This is a genomic window from Atopobiaceae bacterium (genome assembly GCA_022483015.1).
GTDB lineage: Bacteria > Actinomycetota > Coriobacteriia > Coriobacteriales > Atopobiaceae > JALCUE01.
Genome location: JAKVOB010000001.1, coordinates 2,118,434 through 2,135,705, shown reverse-complemented (window position 1 = coordinate 2,135,705; position 17,272 = coordinate 2,118,434). Strand labels below are relative to the sequence as shown.

Sequence of the window (17,272 nt, the reverse complement as noted above, 5' to 3'; positions counted from 1 at the left end):
GGGGTAGGATGGGTGCGTTTCTGGGATATCACCGATGGGAGCCCTCATGGTAGAGAACGACGACGACATCAACCCCGAGCCGAGCGACGAGGTCCTGCAGGGGGATGCCGGCAACGACCCCGAGGCCAAGAAGGTCGCCCGCAAGGTCGCCGGCTGGACCCGCTTCATCGCGGGCGTGCCGGCCGTGGGCCTGTTCATCTGCGCGGTCGTGCTCGCCGTAGAGACGTTCCTCGACGTCATGGTCTCGACGATCGAGGTCGTGGCCGAGGCCGAGGGACCGGTCGTGCTGGCCACCGAGTACGTGGAGTACGCCGACCTGTTCCTGCTCGCCGTGGCGCTCTACATCCTGTCGCTGGGCATGTTCACGCTCTTCGTGACCGACAAGGTGCCCCTGCCCAGCTGGCTCGAGTTCCATGACTTCGACGACCTCAAGGAGCGTCTCATCGCCGTCATCGTGGTCATGCTGGCCGTCTACTTCCTGGGCCTCGTGCTCAAGGGTGAGCCCGTCCAGGACCTGCTCGTCCTCGGGCTTGCGATCGGGGTCATCATCTTCGCGCTCACGTTCTTCGTGAAGTTCGTCTTCAAGGCCGAGCGATAGGGACACGTTTCGCCCGAGGGGCACGCAGGGCCGGCCGGGAGGCCCTTCTCGACTAGTTCGAGGACGTCTCGGCTGCGGCTCCCGACGCCGTCTTCGATACGGATGTGGACGCGGCCGCGGTGCTGGCCGCCGAGGTGGTCGCTGACTCCTGGGTCTTGGCCGTCGTGCCCTGCGTCTGCGCCGAGGAGCCCGTCGTGGAGTCATCCCGCGAGCCCGTCGCCGCCTCCTGGGTCTGAGAGCCGGTGGCCGCCTCCTGCGAGGTCGCCGAGGCGCTCGCCGAGGGCGCGCCCTTCGTGGCGGCGGCATGGTCGGTGCTGGCCGCCGCCGTCTGGGCCGTCGTGGACGCGGGCGAGAAGATCGGGTCGGTCTTGGTGCCGATGCCCTCGCCCGAGGTGGCGAGGTTGATGACGAGTGCCGTGGCCAGGACGGCCACGATGGCCACGATGATGCCCACGATCATGACCTTGCGGGTCGTGGCCTTGCTCTCGCGCGTCGCGGCGGCGGCACGGACGCTGGCCGGTGCCACGCGCGTCGCGCCGTTCTCCGCGGCGACCTGGGTCGCATCGGCCTCCGAGGCGATCCGGGAGGGGTCGGCGCGCTTGAGCCTGGTGGTCTGGTCGGCGGATGCCGTGACATAGGGGGACTGCGACGCGTCCGTCTCGTGGGCGGCGTCGGCCAGGCGCGTGGTGACGTCGGGGGTGCCAGCGTCGTCGGTCGAGGCGATGTCGCGGATCTTCTCGGCCGAGGCGTTGAGCACGTGCTTGTAGACCTGGGACGAGACCGTGGCCACGATGGAGCCCACGACCACGCCGATGACCGAGCCGGCGATGCCGATCTGCGACGACATGAGGAAGCTCGTGAGGGCCGCCAGCGCCGGCGCCACGATCTGCGAGACCGAAAGGCCCGTCTCCTTCTTGGGGACCTCCTTGATGATGACCTTCTGCACCGGCACCTGGGTGGTGTCGGCCGCATCGGTGGCACGGGCGTCCTGCGACCCCGCTGCCTGCCGTGCCGCATCCGCTGACGAATCGCTCGTGTGGTCGGTCTGGTCAAGATGGTCTGTCGGCACTGGGTCTCCTTATGGACGCTTTTCTTGGGCAGTATACGGACTCGTTGTGTCGGCCTTACGAAGGAGGGCCCCGCCGCCATGCAGATGCGCGTATACTGTCCCAGACCTTTAAGCCGGTACGGGATACCTGCAAGGGAAGAGAGGGACAAAACCCGTGAATTCACTGTTGGCGCACGACACCCCCCACGCGCTCATAGCCCTGGAGGATGGCACCTGCCTGGAGGGCCTCTCGGTAGGCGCCCAGGGCGAGACCTTTGGCGAGATCGTATTCAACACGAGCCTCTCCGGCTACCAGGAGGTCATCACCGACCCCTCCTATGCCGGACAGATCGTGCTCTTCACCTATCCACAGATCGGCAACTACGGCGTCTGCGCGGCCGACATGCAGGCCGAGCGCCCGGCGCTGGCGGGCGTGGTCGTGCGCGACATGTGCCACACCCCCAACAACTGGCAGTCCGAGCAGAGCCTCCCCGACTTCCTCGAGAAGGCCGGCATCGTGGCCATCGAGGGCGTCGACACCCGCGAGCTCGTGCTCCGCGTGCGCGAGCAGGGTACCATGCGCGCCGCGATATCCACGGTGGACCTCGATCCCGCCCACCTCGTCGAGCGTGTGCGCACCAGCCCCTCGATCTCCTCGCACAACTGGGTGGCCGACGTCTCGTGCGCCGACCGCTATGACGTGGACCCCCGCCTCGACCCCGACAACCCTCGCAAGCGCCTCCATGTGGTCGCGCTCGACTGCGGCGAGAAGCGCGGCATCGTGCACGGCCTGGCCAACGCCGGCCTGGACGTGACGGTCGTCCCCTGGGACACCTCCGCGGAGGAGATCATGTCGCTCGAGCCCGACGGCGTCTTCCTCTCGAACGGCCCTGGCGACCCTCGTGAGGTCCCCGAGCCTGCGGCCGTGGCGGCCTCGCTCATCGGCAAGGTGCCCCTGTTCGGCATCTGCCTGGGCCACCAGATGATCTGCCAGGCCACGGGCGCCACCATCGACAAGCTCCCGTACGGCCATCACGGCGGCAACCAGCCCGTCATGAACCTCCTCTCGGGCATGGTCGAGGTCACGGCCCAGAACCACAACTACGGCCTGGACTTCTCGACCTTGGGCACGCTCGTCGCCGAGGAGTCCGGCGGGGCCGACGTGGCCTCCGCCTGGGCTGCGGCCGATCCTTGCGACCTCCGCTTCTGGAGCGAGCGCCGCATCGCGCCGGTCGTGGCGAACGACCGCTTCGGCCGCATCCGCCTCACCCACGTGAACCTCAACGACGGCACGCCCGAGGGCATCCAGTTCCTCGACGTCCCCTGCTTCTGCGTGCAGTACCACCCCGAGGCGAGCCCCGGCCCGCACGATGCCGTCTACCTCTTCGAGGCCTTCCGTCGCCTCATGGAGGGCGTGCCCGACTACCTTGCCATCGACGTCCGAGAGGGGAGGCGCTTCTAGATGCCGAAGCGTAACGACCTGCACAAGATCCTGGTCATCGGAAGCGGCCCCATCGTCATCGGCCAGGCCTGCGAGTTCGACTACTCGGGCACCCAGGCCTGCGAGAGCCTCAAGGCCCTCGGCTACGAGGTCGTGCTCGTGAACTCCAACCCGGCCACCATCATGACCGACACCTCCGTGGCCGACCGCACCTACGTCGAGCCCATCACGGCCGACGCCGTGGCCAAGGTCATCGCCTGCGAGCGGCCTGACGCCCTCCTCCCCAACATGGGCGGCCAGACGGGCCTCAACTGTGCCATCGAGCTCGACGAGGCGGGCGTCCTCGACAAGTACGGCGTCGAGGTCATCGGCTGCAACATCGACTCCATCCGCGTGGGCGAGGACCGCAAGCTCTTCGCCCAGGCCATGTCCGAGATCGGCCTCTCGATCTGCAAGAGCGGCTTCGCCTACTCCGTGGCGGACGCCGAGCGCATCGTGGGCGAGTTGGGCTTCCCGGTCATCATCCGCCCGAGCTTCACGCTGGGAGGTGCCGGTGGCGGCATCGCCTACGACATGGACGACCTGCGCTCCATCGTGGCCCAAGGGCTCGACCTCTCGGCCAACTCCGAGGTCCTGGTGGAGGAGTCCATCCAAGGCTGGAAGGAGATCGAGATGGAGGTCATGCGCGACGCCGCGGGCAACGGCATCGTGATCTGCTCCATCGAGAACCTCGACCCCATGGGCGTCCACACCGGCGACTCCATCACCGTGGCACCGGCCCAGACCCTCTCTGACACCGAGCTCCAGCGCCTGCGCGACTACAGCCTCGCCATCCTCGAGAAGGTCGGCGTGGCCACGGGCGGCTCCAACGTCCAGTTCGCCGTGAACCCCGACGACGGCCGCGTCATCGTGGTCGAGATGAACCCTCGCGTGAGCCGCAGTTCGGCACTCGCCTCCAAGGCCACGGGCTTCCCGATCGCCAAGGTGGCGGCACGCCTCGCCGTGGGCCTCACCCTGGATGAGATCACCAACGACATCACGGGTGCGACGCCTGCCTGCTTCGAGCCCTCCATCGACTACTGCGTGGTCAAGATCCCGCGCTTCGCCTTCGAGAAGTTCAAGGGGACCTCTGACGTCCTCTCCACCCGCATGAAGGCCGTCGGCGAGGTCATGGCCATCGGCCGCACCTTCGAGGAGAGCTTCAACAAGGCAGCCCGCTCGCTCGAGATCGGCGAGAACATGCTCGGCGCCGACGACCCCGACCTCTTCGACGAGGACAACTTCCGCCAGCGCGTCTCGGTGCCCACGCCCGAGCGCATCTTCTATGTGGTCGAGGCCCTGCGCCGCGGCTGGTCCATCGACGACATCCACGAGCTTACGGGCATCGACGACTGGTACCTCATGCGCCTCTCGGACATCGTGGCCGTGGAGGGGTGGCTCGCCGAGCGTCAGCTCGATGCCATCACCGCGCCCGAGATGCGCGCCGTCAAGCAGATGGGCTTCTCGGACGAGCAGGTCGCGCACTTCGTGGGCTCCACGGAGCTCGAGGTCCGCGCTTATCGCAAGGCCCTCGGCGTCACCCCGTGCGTGAAGACGGTCGACACCTGCGGCGGCGAGTTCCCGGCCCGCACGGCCTACCACTACAAGTGCTACGACGAGGGTCCCTCCGAGCGCCGCGACACCGACCGGCCCCGCGCCATGATCCTCTCGGCCGGCCCCAACCGCATCGGCCAGGGCATCGAGTTCGACTACTGCTGCTGCCACGCCGCCTACGCCCTGCACGACAAGGGCTACGAGACGGTCATGGTGAACTGCAACCCCGAGACGGTCTCGACCGACTACGACACCTCCGACCGCCTCTACTTCGAGCCCCTCACGTTCGAGGACGTCATGGACATCGTCGACGTGGAGGCCCCCGAGGGCGTCATCTGCAGCCTGGGCGGGCAGACTCCCATCAACCTCGCCGCGAGGCTCCAGGCGGCCGGCGTGCCCATCATGGGGACCCAGCCTGACGCCATCGACCTGGCCGAGGACCGCGACCGGTTCTCGAGCCTGCTCGACGACCTCAACATCAGCTATCCCCGCAGCGGCGTGGCCAACACCTACGAGCAGGCGCTCAAGGTGGCCGACCAGATCGGCTTCCCGCTGCTCGTCCGTCCGAGCTATGTCCTGGGCGGTCGCGGCATGGTCATTGCCTACGACGCCAAGCATCTCAAGAGCTACATGGAGGAGGCCACGCGCGTCTCGTCCGACCATCCCATCTACCTCGACAGCTTCCTCGACTCCGCCGTGGAGCTCGACGTCGACGCGCTCTGCGACGGCGAGACCTGCTACGTGGGAAGCGTCCTCGAGCAGATCGAGGAGGCCGGCATCCACTCCGGTGACTCCGCCTGCTGCATGCCGCCGTACTCGCTCGCGGACGGCATGGTCCAGGAGATCCGCGAGACCACGCACAAGCTCGCCGTGGCCAACCACGTGGTGGGTGCCCTGAACGTGCAGTACGCCGTCCACAACGGCCGCCTCTACGTCATCGAGCTCAACCCCCGCGCGAGCCGCACGGTGCCCTTCTCGAGCAAGTCCACGGGCGTGCCCCTGGCCCGCATGGCGGCCCGCATCATGTCGGGCGAGAAGATCGCCGACCTCGACCTGCCTCCCGAGGACCGCACGTTCGACTACTTCGCCTGCAAGGAGGCCGTCCTCCCGTTCGACCGCTTCCCGGGCGCGGACATGACGCTGGGCCCCGAGATGAAGTCGACGGGCGAGGTCATGGGCGTTGCCAAGACATTCCCGGCAGCCTATGCCAAGACGCAGCTCGCCATCTCGTATGGCCTGCCGCTCAAGGGCACGGTCTTCGTCTCGGTCATCGACCGCGACAAGCGCGCCGTCGTCTCGATCGCCCGCGACCTGGCCCAGATGGGCTTCAAGCTGGTGGGCACGAGCGGCACCGCCAAGTCGCTGAGGTCTGCGGGGCTGGACTGCACGAGCGTGAGGCGCGCCTGCGAGATGCGCCCCAACATCGCCACGATGGTCTCGGCGGGGGACATCTCCCTCATCATCAACATCCCCGGAGGTGCCGGCACGCGCGAGGACTTCTATCGCCTGCGCAGCCTGGCCGTGCGCTACCGTGTGACCAACGCCACGACGCTCTCGTGCGCGCAGGCCATGGTGGAGGCCATCCGTACCGCCCGTGAGGGCGACCTCGACGTGGTGGCCCTGCAGGACCTGTAAGGCGGGGAGAACAACCAAATGGACGGGCCGTCGGCAGCGATGCCGGCGGCCCGTCGTCATATCAGGTGTCCGTGCGTACGCGTGAGCCAGTTCGACCTGTGCCGACATCGATTACCAGATGTCTCAGGGGCCTGCCTGTCAATCTCCTCGACCTCGAATCTCTCAATCGGATGGAGGTGATAGCAGTTCTTTGCCTCACCTGCCTGCTTGCCAGGTGTTCTGGAATCGGAATTCGTGAGATAGGAGCCGAGCGATCCGTAGTTTTTCGATTGCCAGGCTGCAAAGAAGGCGTTGCAGTCCTTGATAAGCTCGATGTCAGGTCCAATTGGGCTTTCGAGTTTCACACGGTGTTTCTTCCAGGCAGCGAGCTTCTTGTCGGTGTCAGCTTTGCGGTTCCGTGCTTCCGAGAGGCCCTTGAGCACTTGAGTCGGAGTCCGAGGTTCCTTCTTACTATTCTCTTGTTTGATGGTCTTGGCATCGACCCAGTCTCCGATGGCAAAGAGCATGCACCAGGCCTTAGAGGCGACTATGACATTGTCATAGTCGGTAATCATCCCATGCATGATTCCATTGCGGTAGACCTCATAAACAGGCGTGTCCACTCTTGCATAGAACGACTTTGTGAATGCCTCCTGGGCTGAGGGCAGGCCGTCCCAGACCGTTGCAACGCAGTCATCGACGTGTAGCTCCTCTGGACGCCTTGCATGCAGACCTCTTCTTTCCTCAGACCTAAAGGCATCGTTGACGAAGCCGTCCATCGTGGAGACCGTCACAAGCACCGAGCTGTAGTAACGTCCCTCGAGGTAGTCCCGAACGGCTTTCTTGAGAAGTGGGAGTCGAGGGCGCATGTCTGGAAACCTGTTCAGCCAAGAGACCATCTGCAGGAGGGTTCCGTCCTCGCCGAGGTATGCGGCGAGCTCTCGCTCCGCCTCTTCGGGAGTGGGCATGGCGACGACTTTCCTCATACGTTCGAGATTCAGTGCATTTGAGAAGACCCAGTTCCTTGGTCCGAGCAAGCGATAGAAGCCGTCAACTAGTGAAATGAGATCATCGAGGTCATTGCTGATGCCCCGGGCAGTCTCGCGTGCCTCACCATTCCTCACCAAGTACCCCAATAACTTGAGCAAGGGAAATGCTCGTCTTCGTTGAAGCCCGCCAGGTGACGCATGAAGTTCGGCGTCGGCGGCGGTCGACGGGGCAATCATAAACGATGAATGGGACATACGTTACTTATAAAACGAAATATGGCGAAAACTAGCAAAAAGTTGCTATATACAGAACTCACGAGTATAGTTGTCGCATTCTTTCAAAGCTTGAGTCGCCTAGAGGTCCAATGGCGCGAGGAGGACATATGCTCATCAACTTCAGCTTCTCCAATTTCAAGTCTTTCAAGGACCCTCAACAGTTCTCACTCGAACGGACCGGTGTCGCCCAGAAGAACGAGCCATACGACTGGCCGCATAACGAGCTCTCCACCGTGGCTGCCATATATGGTGGAAACGCTTCTGGCAAGAGCAGCTTTATCGAGGCCCTCTCGTTCGTCTCACATTATGTCGCGAGAGGTTTTAGCGATGGATTCGACCTTTCAAAAGAGCTGCATCCATTTGCTCTTGATAAGAGCAGCTCGTCGGCCATATCCTCATTCCTCGTCGACTTCCTGGGCCAAGATGGCCGACGGTATAGATACGAGCTGGACCTCGACGGCCCCAAGGGGGTCGTCACCTATGAGTCCCTTCGAATCTTCTCTGAGCCCGGTGCTGCCCGCGTATGCTCGTCGCGCCTCTTCGAAAGGGAGGCTCGTAAGGGCAAGGGTGCTACCTATGGGTACTCATATGGGAACTTGTTCCGTGGCCGACGTAGCGTATATGAGGATGCGGTCAAGCCTGGTACTCCCATGCTCTCCGTCATGGCGGCGATGAACAACCAGACCGTCATGCCTGCCTTCGAGTTCCTCGCGCATCAGGTCGGCTTCTATGACGCCAGCCTGTACGAGGACGAGCTCTATGGAATCACGGAGGATCTCTATAAGAACAAGGGAGGCGCTGAGGCCCTCTCCCAACTCATCGCTGGCTCTGGTTTCGGAATAGGAGCCGTTCAGGCGCGCGATCAGCTCAGCGACCTCTATGATGCATCGCAGGAAACGGCCGGGGCGGGTGATTCCCCCTATGAGGAGTACCTCTCGAGCGTCCTGATGGTCCAGGATCCTACCATGGACAAGGAGGAGCGCCTGCAAAAGGCAAAGAAGCTCGCGCGCGTGAATCCCGACCAGGCGATTCCAAACCTCAAGCTTGCGTTCACGCACCAAGGTAAGGATTGCAAGGCCGTCTTCAACCGGTCTCAGGAGTCTAATGGAACCCTTGCCATGCTCGCATTCTTCTCCATGGCGCTCAGGGCGATCCATAATGGTGAGGTCGCCATAGTGGACGAGATCGATACGAGCCTTCATCCGATTCTCGTCGAGCAGCTGGTGGAGCTCTTCAAGGACCCTGCCACCAATCCAAATGAGGCACAGCTCATCTTCACGACCCACGACACCTCGCTCATCACCAAGTCTGGAAATGACGAGAGACCGCTGGCACGTGACCAGATCTGGTTTGTCGAGAAGGACTGTTATGGAGCGGCGACGCTGTACCCCTTGACCTCTGTCCAGTCTCGCGAGGCCGAGAACCATGGAAGAAACTACCTACATGGCATCTACGGTGCCATTCCTGACCCAGTCTTCCATGAGCGGTTCGCACATGTCATCCAGCTCCTGAACCAGAAGCCTGAGCCTGATGCGCCCACAGAGGAGGCCGAGGATGAGTAGGAAGGCATCCTCTGGTCATAAGACCCTTTCTGCAGGGCGTTCCGTAGCGGGGCACCCACGGAAGAAGCGGTTGCTTTGTGTGATGGGAGGGGAGGTGACGGAGAAACAGTACCTTAAGATGCTTGATGATGTCAGCACCACAGCCACGGTGACGCGGAAGTGCTGTCCCAGGGATCCTGCGAACCTTGCCATCGCGGCAATGAAGGCCAAGCGAAGCGAAGACAAGGCGTCGTGCAGCAAGGATGGCGGGCCTTATGAGAGCTACAGTGCTACCTTCGTATTGACGGACGTGGACGAATTCAGCAGCGATAAGTTGAGGTCGGCCGAGAGGACTTGTAAGGCTGAGGGCATGAGGCTCATAATCTCGAACCCCTGCTTCGAGGTCTGGCTTATCGATCATGAGCGCACGTGCTCATCCTCATGGACGAGTACAAAGGAATGCGAAAGGCAGGCACATAATCTCGGGTTGACCACGGGGCGCAACAACAAGGAAATCGTCAAGGATAAGCTGGAGCCGCATATCAATGCCGCGTGCAAGAACGTCGCCAGCCATCGCACGCAGGAACATGAGCGCCTGCGCTACCAGCTCGATACGACGGGCTTCGCCCCGTGGACGGACATGCCCATCGTGGTCGACGCGGTCCTCCCTGACGTACGCGTCGGGTAGTCGTACCGCCCGTGAGGGCGACCTCGACGTGGTGGCCCTGCAGGGCCTGTAAGGCGGGGAGAACAACCAAGCAGACGGGCCGTCGGCAGCGATGCCGGCGGCCCGTCGTCATATCAGGCGCTCGTGCGTACGTTCCGTCGTGTCCGTTGCCTCGCAAGTGTATGACACCCAACGTGATAATATCTCTTTAGACGTTCAACAACTCTCTCGTGAATGGTGGGGACCATGCTTCTCAACCTGACCATAAGGAACTGGAAGTCGTTCGAGAAAGAGACGTCCCTGGTGCTGACTCCTTCCAGGGAGCGTCAGCATAGAGAGACCCTTTCCGAGGTCCCTGGCTTCCGTTCGCTCAAGGCGCTCCCGGTGATTTCGGTCTATGGCGGGAACGCCTCAGGGAAGACGAGCCTTCTGGAGGCACTCGGCTTCCTGCGACAGCTGGTGGTGAAAGGCGTCGCCCCGGACATGCCGATCCCCGTTGATCCCTTCCTCCTCGGGTCGGCCTCGCAGGAGGACCCGGTGGTGCTCGATGTCACCTTCCTCAAGGGAGAGACGGTCTATCAGCTGACCGTCGGGCTCACGCGCGAGAGGGTCTGCTTCGAGTCGCTCGGCCAGGTCAAGGACAACGGGGGGTTCAAGGAGCTCTATCGCCGTGACCCGTCTGACGAGACGCCGTTCGCGATCGGTGAGGGCTGCTTCGATGCCCCTGACCGTGTGCGGTTCGTCTTCGAGGGCACTCGCGACAACCAGCTCTTCCTCCATAACGCGATCTCGCAGAACGTCGATGAGCTGCGAGAGGCCTACCTCTGGTTCAGGGACTGCCTCGTGGTGCTGGGGGCCAATGCAGGGCCGCGCCCATTTGGCGCGTACTTCATGAGGAACGGCTTCCTCGACTTCGCATCTCACCAGCTGCATGTCCTTGACACTGGTATCGAGCGGCTCGAGGGCGTCGACGTGGACTACCACTCCATCGGCATGCCAACCGATATCGAGCACCAGATCGAGTCGATGCAACCCGATACGCAGCTGGTCATGATCTTCGAGAAGAATCCCGGGGACTATGACTTCGAGGTTTACACCGCAACGGTCACAGACGACCATCCCACGGTTCGCAAGCTCAGGTCCATCCACAAGGCGACTGGCGGACGTGAGGTGGCGTTCGACCTCAACCGTGAGTCTGCCGGAACCAAGCGGCTCATCTCGTTGCTGCCGATGATGTACGACTTCTGCTCGGGCGACGAGGCGGCCAGCTGCGAGAAGGTCTATCTGGTCGACGAGCTCGACCGCTGCTTGCACAGCATGCTGTCTAAGCACATCATCGAGACCTTCCTCGACACCTGCAACGCGAAGACCAGGAAGCAGCTCATCTTCACCACGCACGACCTGCTCCTGATGGACCAATCGCTCTTGAGGCGTGACGAGATGTACATCATCGAGAGGGACAGGACGGGCCGGTCGCAGCTCACGGGTCTTAATGAGTTCGAGGGCCTGCGCTATGACAGGGACCTGGTCAGGAGCTACCTCGCCGGCCGCTTCGGCGGGATTCCCATGTTCGCTGGCGAGGAGTGAGACCATGCCCGTAGGCTCGACAGGGGCAAGCCAGATGAGGTGCCTCCTGAGGGTGTGACCACCTTCTATAGGCTGGTGGAGTCCCTTCTACAAGAAGACCCTTCCGAAACATCGACATCCTGAGGCGATAGATAAGCCTGTAGGCCGCTCGGTGTCTCAGGTACTTATGCGTACGCATAAATCAAGGCCCCGGGAGTCGCGACTTATGCGTACGCATAAGTTCCAGCGTTCCTCGTGCCGCGCACATCCCGGCTCCCAGGCCCTACGCCTGGGCCGTCAGGAAGCCGACGAAGTCGTCCTCGCACATGGGCCGGGCGTAGTAGAACCCCTGGATCCTCGTCGCGCCGGCATCGATGGCCAACGCCGCCTGGTCCTCGGTCTCGACGCCCTCCACGACGGTCGTGAACGCCACGTTGCCGAACATGGCCAGGAAGTCGCGGAACAGCTTCCGCATCCTGGAGTCCCGTGATATGAGGAGCTCCCTGTCGAGCTTGACGGCCGAGAAGGGCAGGACGAGGATCTGGGCCAGGTTGGCATAGCCGGTCCCGAAGTCGTCAAGCGCGAAGCGGTAGCCCCGCCGGTTCATGGAGACCATGAAGTCGTTGAGGGTCCCGTTGCTGGTGGCGGCCGCGGTCTCCGTGATCTCTAACGTCACGCGCTCGGGTGAGACCGAATGCCTGGCAAGGGCCTCGTCCACCCATGCCTCCGTCTCGGAGTAGTCTTCCAGGGGCCGAGAGGTTGATGCTGATCCGGTCGAAGCCGTGCTGCCTGAGGAGGTCGTCGTTGGCCTCGATGAAGCGGCAGGCCTTCTCGACCACCATCCTGTCTATGCGGAAGATGAGGCCGCTCTGCTCGGCGACCGGGATGAACTCGGCAGGGGAGACCTGTCCCAGCCTCGCGTCAGAGAACCTCAGGAGCACCTCGGCGTCGAGGCAGCGCCCGACGTTGGGGCGGAAGACCGGTTGGAGGAAGATCTTGAAGCCGTTCGGGCTCGCCTCGCTGCCGTGCTCCTGCTCCCCGTCCAGGGCGGCCCTCAGGGCATCCTCGACGGCCAGGCGCCGGTCGACGGTCTCGAGGATGTCACCGCTGACGATGCGCGTGTCGTCCTCGTCGTCCGGTGACTTGTCGAGGAGGGACATGTCCACGAGGTTCACCATGTCCTCCGCGCTCTTGCAGAGCCCCTGGTCGTCGTTGAAGCGGCGTATCGAGGCCTTCACGCCTACGGGGTGCCCGGAAGCATCCCACGTGCCCTTGAAGCGCTTCTGGATGGTCTGCACGGTCATGTCCGTCACGTCGTCGATGGGGCACATGACCAGGAACCGCGTGCCGATCATCCTGAAGGCCCAGCATCCCTTGCCGAGGCCCATGAGGAAGGTACCGACCTGCTGGAGGACGGCGTTGCCGGCGTGGACCCCATAGACGGTGTTGATGCGACGGAAGCCGCTGAGGTCGACCGCTATGAGCGCGACCTGGCTCTTGCGGCGGATCTGCTCCTCCATGAACGAGACCATCGTGGAGTAGTTGAAGGTGACCGATATGGGGTCGAGCATGTCATCGGGGTTCTGGATGTTGAAGTACATCAGGAGGATCGACCCCACCAAGGACATGCCCGTGACGAGGATACCAGGGTGGGTGAGCTGCCATGCCGCGGCCACCATGACAAGAAGCACGAACAGGACGATGGCCCAGAACTGCCTGCGCGTCAGCCAGTCCCTGCTCCTGATGGTCAGGGCGATCGTGGCAGGCAGATAGAAGATGCAGGTGGCATAGCAGACCGTGTAGAGCGGCCCCGTGTGGTAGGTGAGGGAGGAGCCCGATCCGGTGAGGTAGAAGGTCCACCCGTTGAGGGGGTCCGTCACTATGACGCAGACGATGAGCGCGGCGAGGACGATGAGGACCTTGAACGGGAGGTCCTTCCATGGGTCGATGCCAGCGGAATAGGCAAGGTAGAGCAGCATGAGCACGGGGATGATGAACTGGAGCGAGAAGAACATGATGTTGGAGAGGTAGATGGCCCAGGCAGGGAAGAGGAAGGGGGCCATGGCGGTGTGGGCGATCACGACCTCCAGCAGCACGTCGACGAGCACCGCGACGATCATGATGCCGAAGAGGGTGTTGAGCTTGCTTAGGAACCGCCTTGTCGAGAAGTACCTGACGATGACGATCAGAAGGAAGAAGAGAGAGGCCACATCGTACTGGCACTGATAGGCGGGCAAGGTACCTCCATCGATTCTGGTGTGGTTCGGCTGCTGGTGTGGGTGGCGCAAGTTACGAGGAGCGCATTGGTCTGGAGACCAGGAATGCCCAGTAGGGGCACTTGGAATGTTCGAGCGAACAGATTGTAATGGCTGAGAATCCTTAGAAGGCACGCTAACGGCGAACGGTAGCTCTGCTCTCGTGCGAGGTCGGAGCACGATTATTGTGCCCATTCAACAAAACTTAAGGTGAATGAGCTAACGCGAGTCAAGTGTCCAGCCGGCAGTGCCAGGGCAGGTGATTGGCTACAGCGATAAAGGTATAACAAAATATGTAAAGTATAGAAGCCGGCAGGTGGTCTGGCTCCTATACGATCGCTCGAGGTGTTCGAAAGAAACATGAGATTGTGCCCTTTTCGGGCGAGACGAGCCATTGATATTGGTCGTGGTGATTCTCGGGCAATGCTCTCAAGAGCCGATTGCTAATACAGGCTGCTATCATTACAAAAGATTTGCAATGTACGCCAATATGAGGGGTCCTTTTGAACGCTGCAATAGTACTTGCTGGTGGTGTGGGAAAGCGGGTGGGTGCTGACATTCCTAAGCAGTTCATTCCTGTGCTTGGGAAGCCAGTCCTTTATTACACACTTCAGATTTTTCAGTGTCATCCCGAAGTCGATGCAGTTGAGGTCGTGTGTCTTGAGAGTTATCGCGATGCGCTCGATAAAATACTCGAGGATGGCCATTTTGACAAAGTCCGTTGGATTACGTCAGGCGGAGCGACCTTCCAGGACTCGGTGATCAACGGGATCAATGCACTCAAGGGGGCTCTGTCGGATGATGATGTGATTCTCGTCCACTACGGTGCCTCTCCACTTACTGCTCCTGACGTGATTAGCGATGCGATACGAGTTTGCAAGGATAAGGGCAACGCCTCTCCCGCGGCTTCGCTCGTCTATTTGGCTACTGACAGCATCGACGGAACAGAGGGTCGCAAGTGGCTTGATAGAGATAAGATAATGTGTCTTAATACCCCCCAGGCGTTCAAATTCGGTTATGCGTGCTGGCTATATGAGGAGGCTCAGAAGCGTGGGCTTCTGGATGCTGTTGATCCTCATACAGCGCCACTTATGTTCGCTATGGGGGAACCCGTGTACTTCTCTAAGGACAACCATCTGAATATTAAGATTACGACGAAGGAAGACCTGCTAATTTTCAAGGGTTACCTGCTTGCTCTCAAAGGGGACGAACAGGCAGAATAAGCACCTTATGAGAGGTAACACTATGACAAAACCCAATGCAATCATTCTGGCTGCAGGACGCTCACAGGCTTTCGCTCCATTTTCGTATGAGAAGCCCAAAGGCCTATTCGAGGTCAATGGGAAGCCATTGGTTGAACGCCAGATAGAGCAGCTCCATGATGCTGGTATTGAGGATATTCATATCGTTGTCGGCTTTATGAAGGAGAAGTTCTTCTATCTTCAGAAGAAGTACGGAGTCGACATCATCTTCAATAATGGGTTTGATAACAATGGGAACCTCGTCTCACTTCTCCTGGCGAAAGACTATCTCGAATCGACATATGTGTGCTGTGCCGATCACTATTTTCAGACCAATCCCTTCTCAACTAGTCATGACATGTCCTGTGCCTATCGTGCCTGCGAGTATCGCACTGGAGAGTTCAGTGAGTTCTCAGCGACAATTGGTGCCGATGGCCTAATTGACACAATTAATATGGGTGGGAGTGACTCGTATTGCATGGTGGGCGAGGCCTATTTCTCGCCGGACTTCTCAAGAGCATTCATTGATTACGCCAATGCAGAAATTGACAACTTCGGTGTTCGTAGGATGTTCTGGGAGGAGTTCTGGCTTCGTCATAGCAGCGATCTCCCGCTGGCGGCCAAGATTATCGATGCAGACTCGTTTCGTGAGTTTGACAGCCTTGAAGAGATAGCGCGGTTTGACAAGAGCTTTCTTGATAGTATAGACAGCCAGATCGTCGAGAATATTACGGAACTGCTTGAGTGCAAGCGGTCCGAAATCGAAGACATCGAGATACTGAACAAGGGCCTATCAAATGTCCTCTTTCTATTCACTGTGAGAGGCACTCGTTATGTATATCGTCATCCGGGCGGGAGTTCCGACAACTTCGCTAACCGCGCGAGTGAGAAGCTCTCTGAACAGCATGCAAAAGCCCTTGGACTCGATGAGACATGTATCTATGTCGATAAGGATCACGGCTGGAAGATTTCAAGGTTCGTCAGTGGTGCGCATGATTTCACGTATAAGAACAAGATTGAGTGCACGCAGATTTTGCAGATGCTCCGTAAGCTGCACACCTCGACAGCAAAGACTCCCTATGAGTTCGATGTTCTTAGAGAGTCAGACAAATTAATGAGGTTGGCTTGCAACACTAAGGGAGACCTATTTCAACAGTTCAAGCCCCTTCGAAACAAGATGGTCAGGCTTTACCATTTCATAGAGAGCGATGAGGTACCAAAGGTTCTATGTCACAACGACTGCTATGCTCCGAATTTCCTCGTCAACGGAGAAGTGACCTATCTGATTGATTGGGAATTCTCCGCTATGGGGGACCCTGCAAATGACTTTGGTGGGATTGTGTCCAGGGAGCACTTCGAGGATGAGGAAGTCGCCTGGTTGCTCGAGACATACTTTGGGAGGCGGCCGACGACCTTTGAACGCCGGCACTATTATGGCTTTGTCGCGCTAACTGGCTACTACTTTTTCTGCTGGAGCCTCTTCAAGGACAGCATAGGCGAGGACTCCGGGCACTTTATGCTGAATGCCTATAACAATGCCGAGAAGTACTACGAAAGTACCATTAACGATTATCTCAATCCTGGCATTGACGTGACACTCAGCGAGTAGTTATCTCCAATAGGCCGTGCCATGGTTTTCTGCTTCTCGTTTGATGGGCGTTCTCCATGTTGGTCCGTAGACGCGCTCCAGGTATTTTACGGGATCTTTAAAGGTTCTGATTCGGTGACCGGAATAGTCAACAAACGAATAGCCCTCGCAGTCAGCAGCCTCTATGCACTCTTTATCAAAAGAGTAGGGAGAGTAGAAGTTGGCGACAAACTCACTTTTGCAAGAGGAGCGTTCTGTTGCGAGTGAATCCATTTTCTGAAGGTAATAGTCACGCGAATGGATATGCCCAGCTGCTCCAATGACTCTGCGGAGAGGTTCCTTGGCGTCGCTGAGCTGAGGTAGTCTATGATTAACAACGTACGAGTAATCGTAGATGCGCCTGGTGAGATGCACCTTGTTATATCGCTTCGTATCAGCTTTGTTCAGAATGTTATCGAGCGGAAAAATATCTATAAATACGCCGTAATAAGAAGGATTACAACGGAGCACGGGCTCGTCGAAATATGTCCGAGTACTGATGAGCTTCATCCACGGCCAAGGGTAAGAGACCGTGTCTGGAGTTAGAAGGGAAGTTCCTGCGGGCGCCTTCGAAATCAAGGTCCTTAGACGCTCATAGTCAGTTCTGGGAACGAGAACATCGGTGTCATCATCCCAAGGAATGGGGGATTGATTTCGGACTGCACCTAGTAAAGAGCCATATGCTAAATAGTAAGTAATATCATGGTAGGTGCAAAAGCCGTCGAAAGAAGAAAGAAGCGAAGCCTCTTCAGATTGAATATCTTGCAGCTGCATTATTTGCATGTAGTAAGCCCTCTCTTTGCGTATATCCTTCGA

General features: G+C 59.9%; 11 protein-coding genes and 1 pseudogene. 8 read left to right on the top strand and 4 right to left on the bottom strand.

The features are described from left to right. Nucleotides 1-46: 46 nt before the first annotated feature. Nucleotides 47-598, top strand: coding sequence for a YqhA family protein (locus LKE50_09180; GenBank protein MCH3968760.1), 552 nt, complete (start codon nucleotides 47-49; stop codon nucleotides 596-598). A gap of 52 nt (nucleotides 599-650) precedes the next feature. On the opposite strand, the gene LKE50_09175 is transcribed toward LKE50_09180, so the two are convergent. After that, nucleotides 651-1,667 (bottom strand): hypothetical protein, encoded by a 1,017-nt coding sequence (locus LKE50_09175; protein MCH3968759.1) that lies wholly within the window; start codon nucleotides 1,665-1,667, stop codon nucleotides 651-653. A gap of 154 nt (nucleotides 1,668-1,821) precedes the next feature. On the opposite strand from LKE50_09175, the gene carA reads away from it, so the two are divergent. Together carA and carB are read left to right on the top strand one after the other, a co-directional pair. After that, nucleotides 1,822-3,108 (top strand): glutamine-hydrolyzing carbamoyl-phosphate synthase small subunit, encoded by a 1,287-nt coding sequence (gene carA / locus LKE50_09170; GenBank protein MCH3968758.1) that lies wholly within the window; start codon nucleotides 1,822-1,824, stop codon nucleotides 3,106-3,108. Continuing rightward, complete coding sequence (carB, locus tag LKE50_09165; GenBank protein ID MCH3968757.1) at nucleotides 3,109-6,315, top strand: carbamoyl-phosphate synthase large subunit; 3,207 nt, start codon at nucleotides 3,109-3,111, stop codon at nucleotides 6,313-6,315. A 56-nt stretch (nucleotides 6,316-6,371) separates the two neighbouring features. Here the strand turns inward: carB and LKE50_09160 are convergent, their stop codons facing one another. Then, nucleotides 6,372-7,442 carry a hypothetical protein gene (locus LKE50_09160; protein ID MCH3968756.1) on the bottom strand — a complete coding sequence of 357 codons (1,071 nt, stop codon included), beginning with the start codon at nucleotides 7,440-7,442 and terminating at the stop codon, nucleotides 6,372-6,374. A gap of 224 nt (nucleotides 7,443-7,666) precedes the next feature. Between LKE50_09160 and LKE50_09155 the strand changes: the two genes are divergently transcribed. The 3 genes from LKE50_09155 (at nucleotide 7,667) to LKE50_09145 (ending at nucleotide 11,354) form a co-directional block, all read left to right on the top strand. Further along, nucleotides 7,667-9,121: an AAA family ATPase gene (locus LKE50_09155; protein MCH3968755.1), complete on the top strand. Its 1,455-nt coding sequence runs from the start codon at nucleotides 7,667-7,669 to the stop codon at nucleotides 9,119-9,121. Then, nucleotides 9,114-9,788 (top strand): RloB family protein, encoded by a 675-nt coding sequence (locus tag LKE50_09150; GenBank protein ID MCH3968754.1) that lies wholly within the window; start codon nucleotides 9,114-9,116, stop codon nucleotides 9,786-9,788. The genes LKE50_09155 and LKE50_09150 overlap by 8 nt, the downstream gene beginning before the upstream one ends. A 363-nt stretch (nucleotides 9,789-10,151) precedes the next feature. After that, nucleotides 10,152-11,354, top strand: coding sequence for an ATP-binding protein (locus LKE50_09145; GenBank protein MCH3968753.1), 1,203 nt, complete (start codon nucleotides 10,152-10,154; stop codon nucleotides 11,352-11,354). Between the two features lie 262 nt (nucleotides 11,355-11,616). Here the strand turns inward: LKE50_09145 and LKE50_09140 are convergent. Further along, nucleotides 11,617-13,783: pseudogene (locus LKE50_09140) on the bottom strand (EAL domain-containing protein). A 308-nt stretch (nucleotides 13,784-14,091) separates the two neighbouring features. Here LKE50_09140 and LKE50_09135 point away from each other — a divergent pair. Both LKE50_09135 and LKE50_09130 read left to right on the top strand, forming a co-directional pair. After that, complete coding sequence (locus LKE50_09135) at nucleotides 14,092-14,811, top strand: 2-C-methyl-D-erythritol 4-phosphate cytidylyltransferase (GenBank protein ID MCH3968752.1); 720 nt, start codon at nucleotides 14,092-14,094, stop codon at nucleotides 14,809-14,811. Then, on the top strand, nucleotides 14,780-16,438 hold the full coding sequence (locus tag LKE50_09130; GenBank protein MCH3968751.1) for a phosphotransferase: 1,659 nt from the start codon (nucleotides 14,780-14,782) through the stop codon (nucleotides 16,436-16,438). Before LKE50_09135 ends, LKE50_09130 begins: the two co-directional genes overlap by 32 nt. Here LKE50_09130 and LKE50_09125 read toward each other — a convergent pair whose 3' ends face one another. Next, entirely contained in the window at nucleotides 16,439-17,239 is an 801-nt protein-coding gene (locus LKE50_09125) for a LicD family protein (GenBank protein MCH3968750.1), read from the bottom strand. It lies immediately after the preceding gene. Between the last annotated feature and the right edge of the window lie 33 nt (nucleotides 17,240-17,272).

Bases quoted from the DNA above. Each gene is read 5' to 3' on its own strand.
- LKE50_09180 (MCH3968760.1), top strand. From the start codon at position 47: ATGGTAGAGAACGACGACGACATCAACCCCGAGCCGAGCGACGAGGTC.
- carB (MCH3968757.1), top strand. From the start codon at position 3,109: ATGCCGAAGCGTAACGACCTGCACAAGATCCTGGTCATCGGAAGCGGC.
- LKE50_09155 (MCH3968755.1), top strand. From the start codon at position 7,667: ATGCTCATCAACTTCAGCTTCTCCAATTTCAAGTCTTTCAAGGACCCT.
- LKE50_09150 (MCH3968754.1), top strand. From the start codon at position 9,114: ATGAGTAGGAAGGCATCCTCTGGTCATAAGACCCTTTCTGCAGGGCGT.
- LKE50_09125 (MCH3968750.1), bottom strand. From the start codon at position 17,239: ATGCAAATAATGCAGCTGCAAGATATTCAATCTGAAGAGGCTTCGCTT.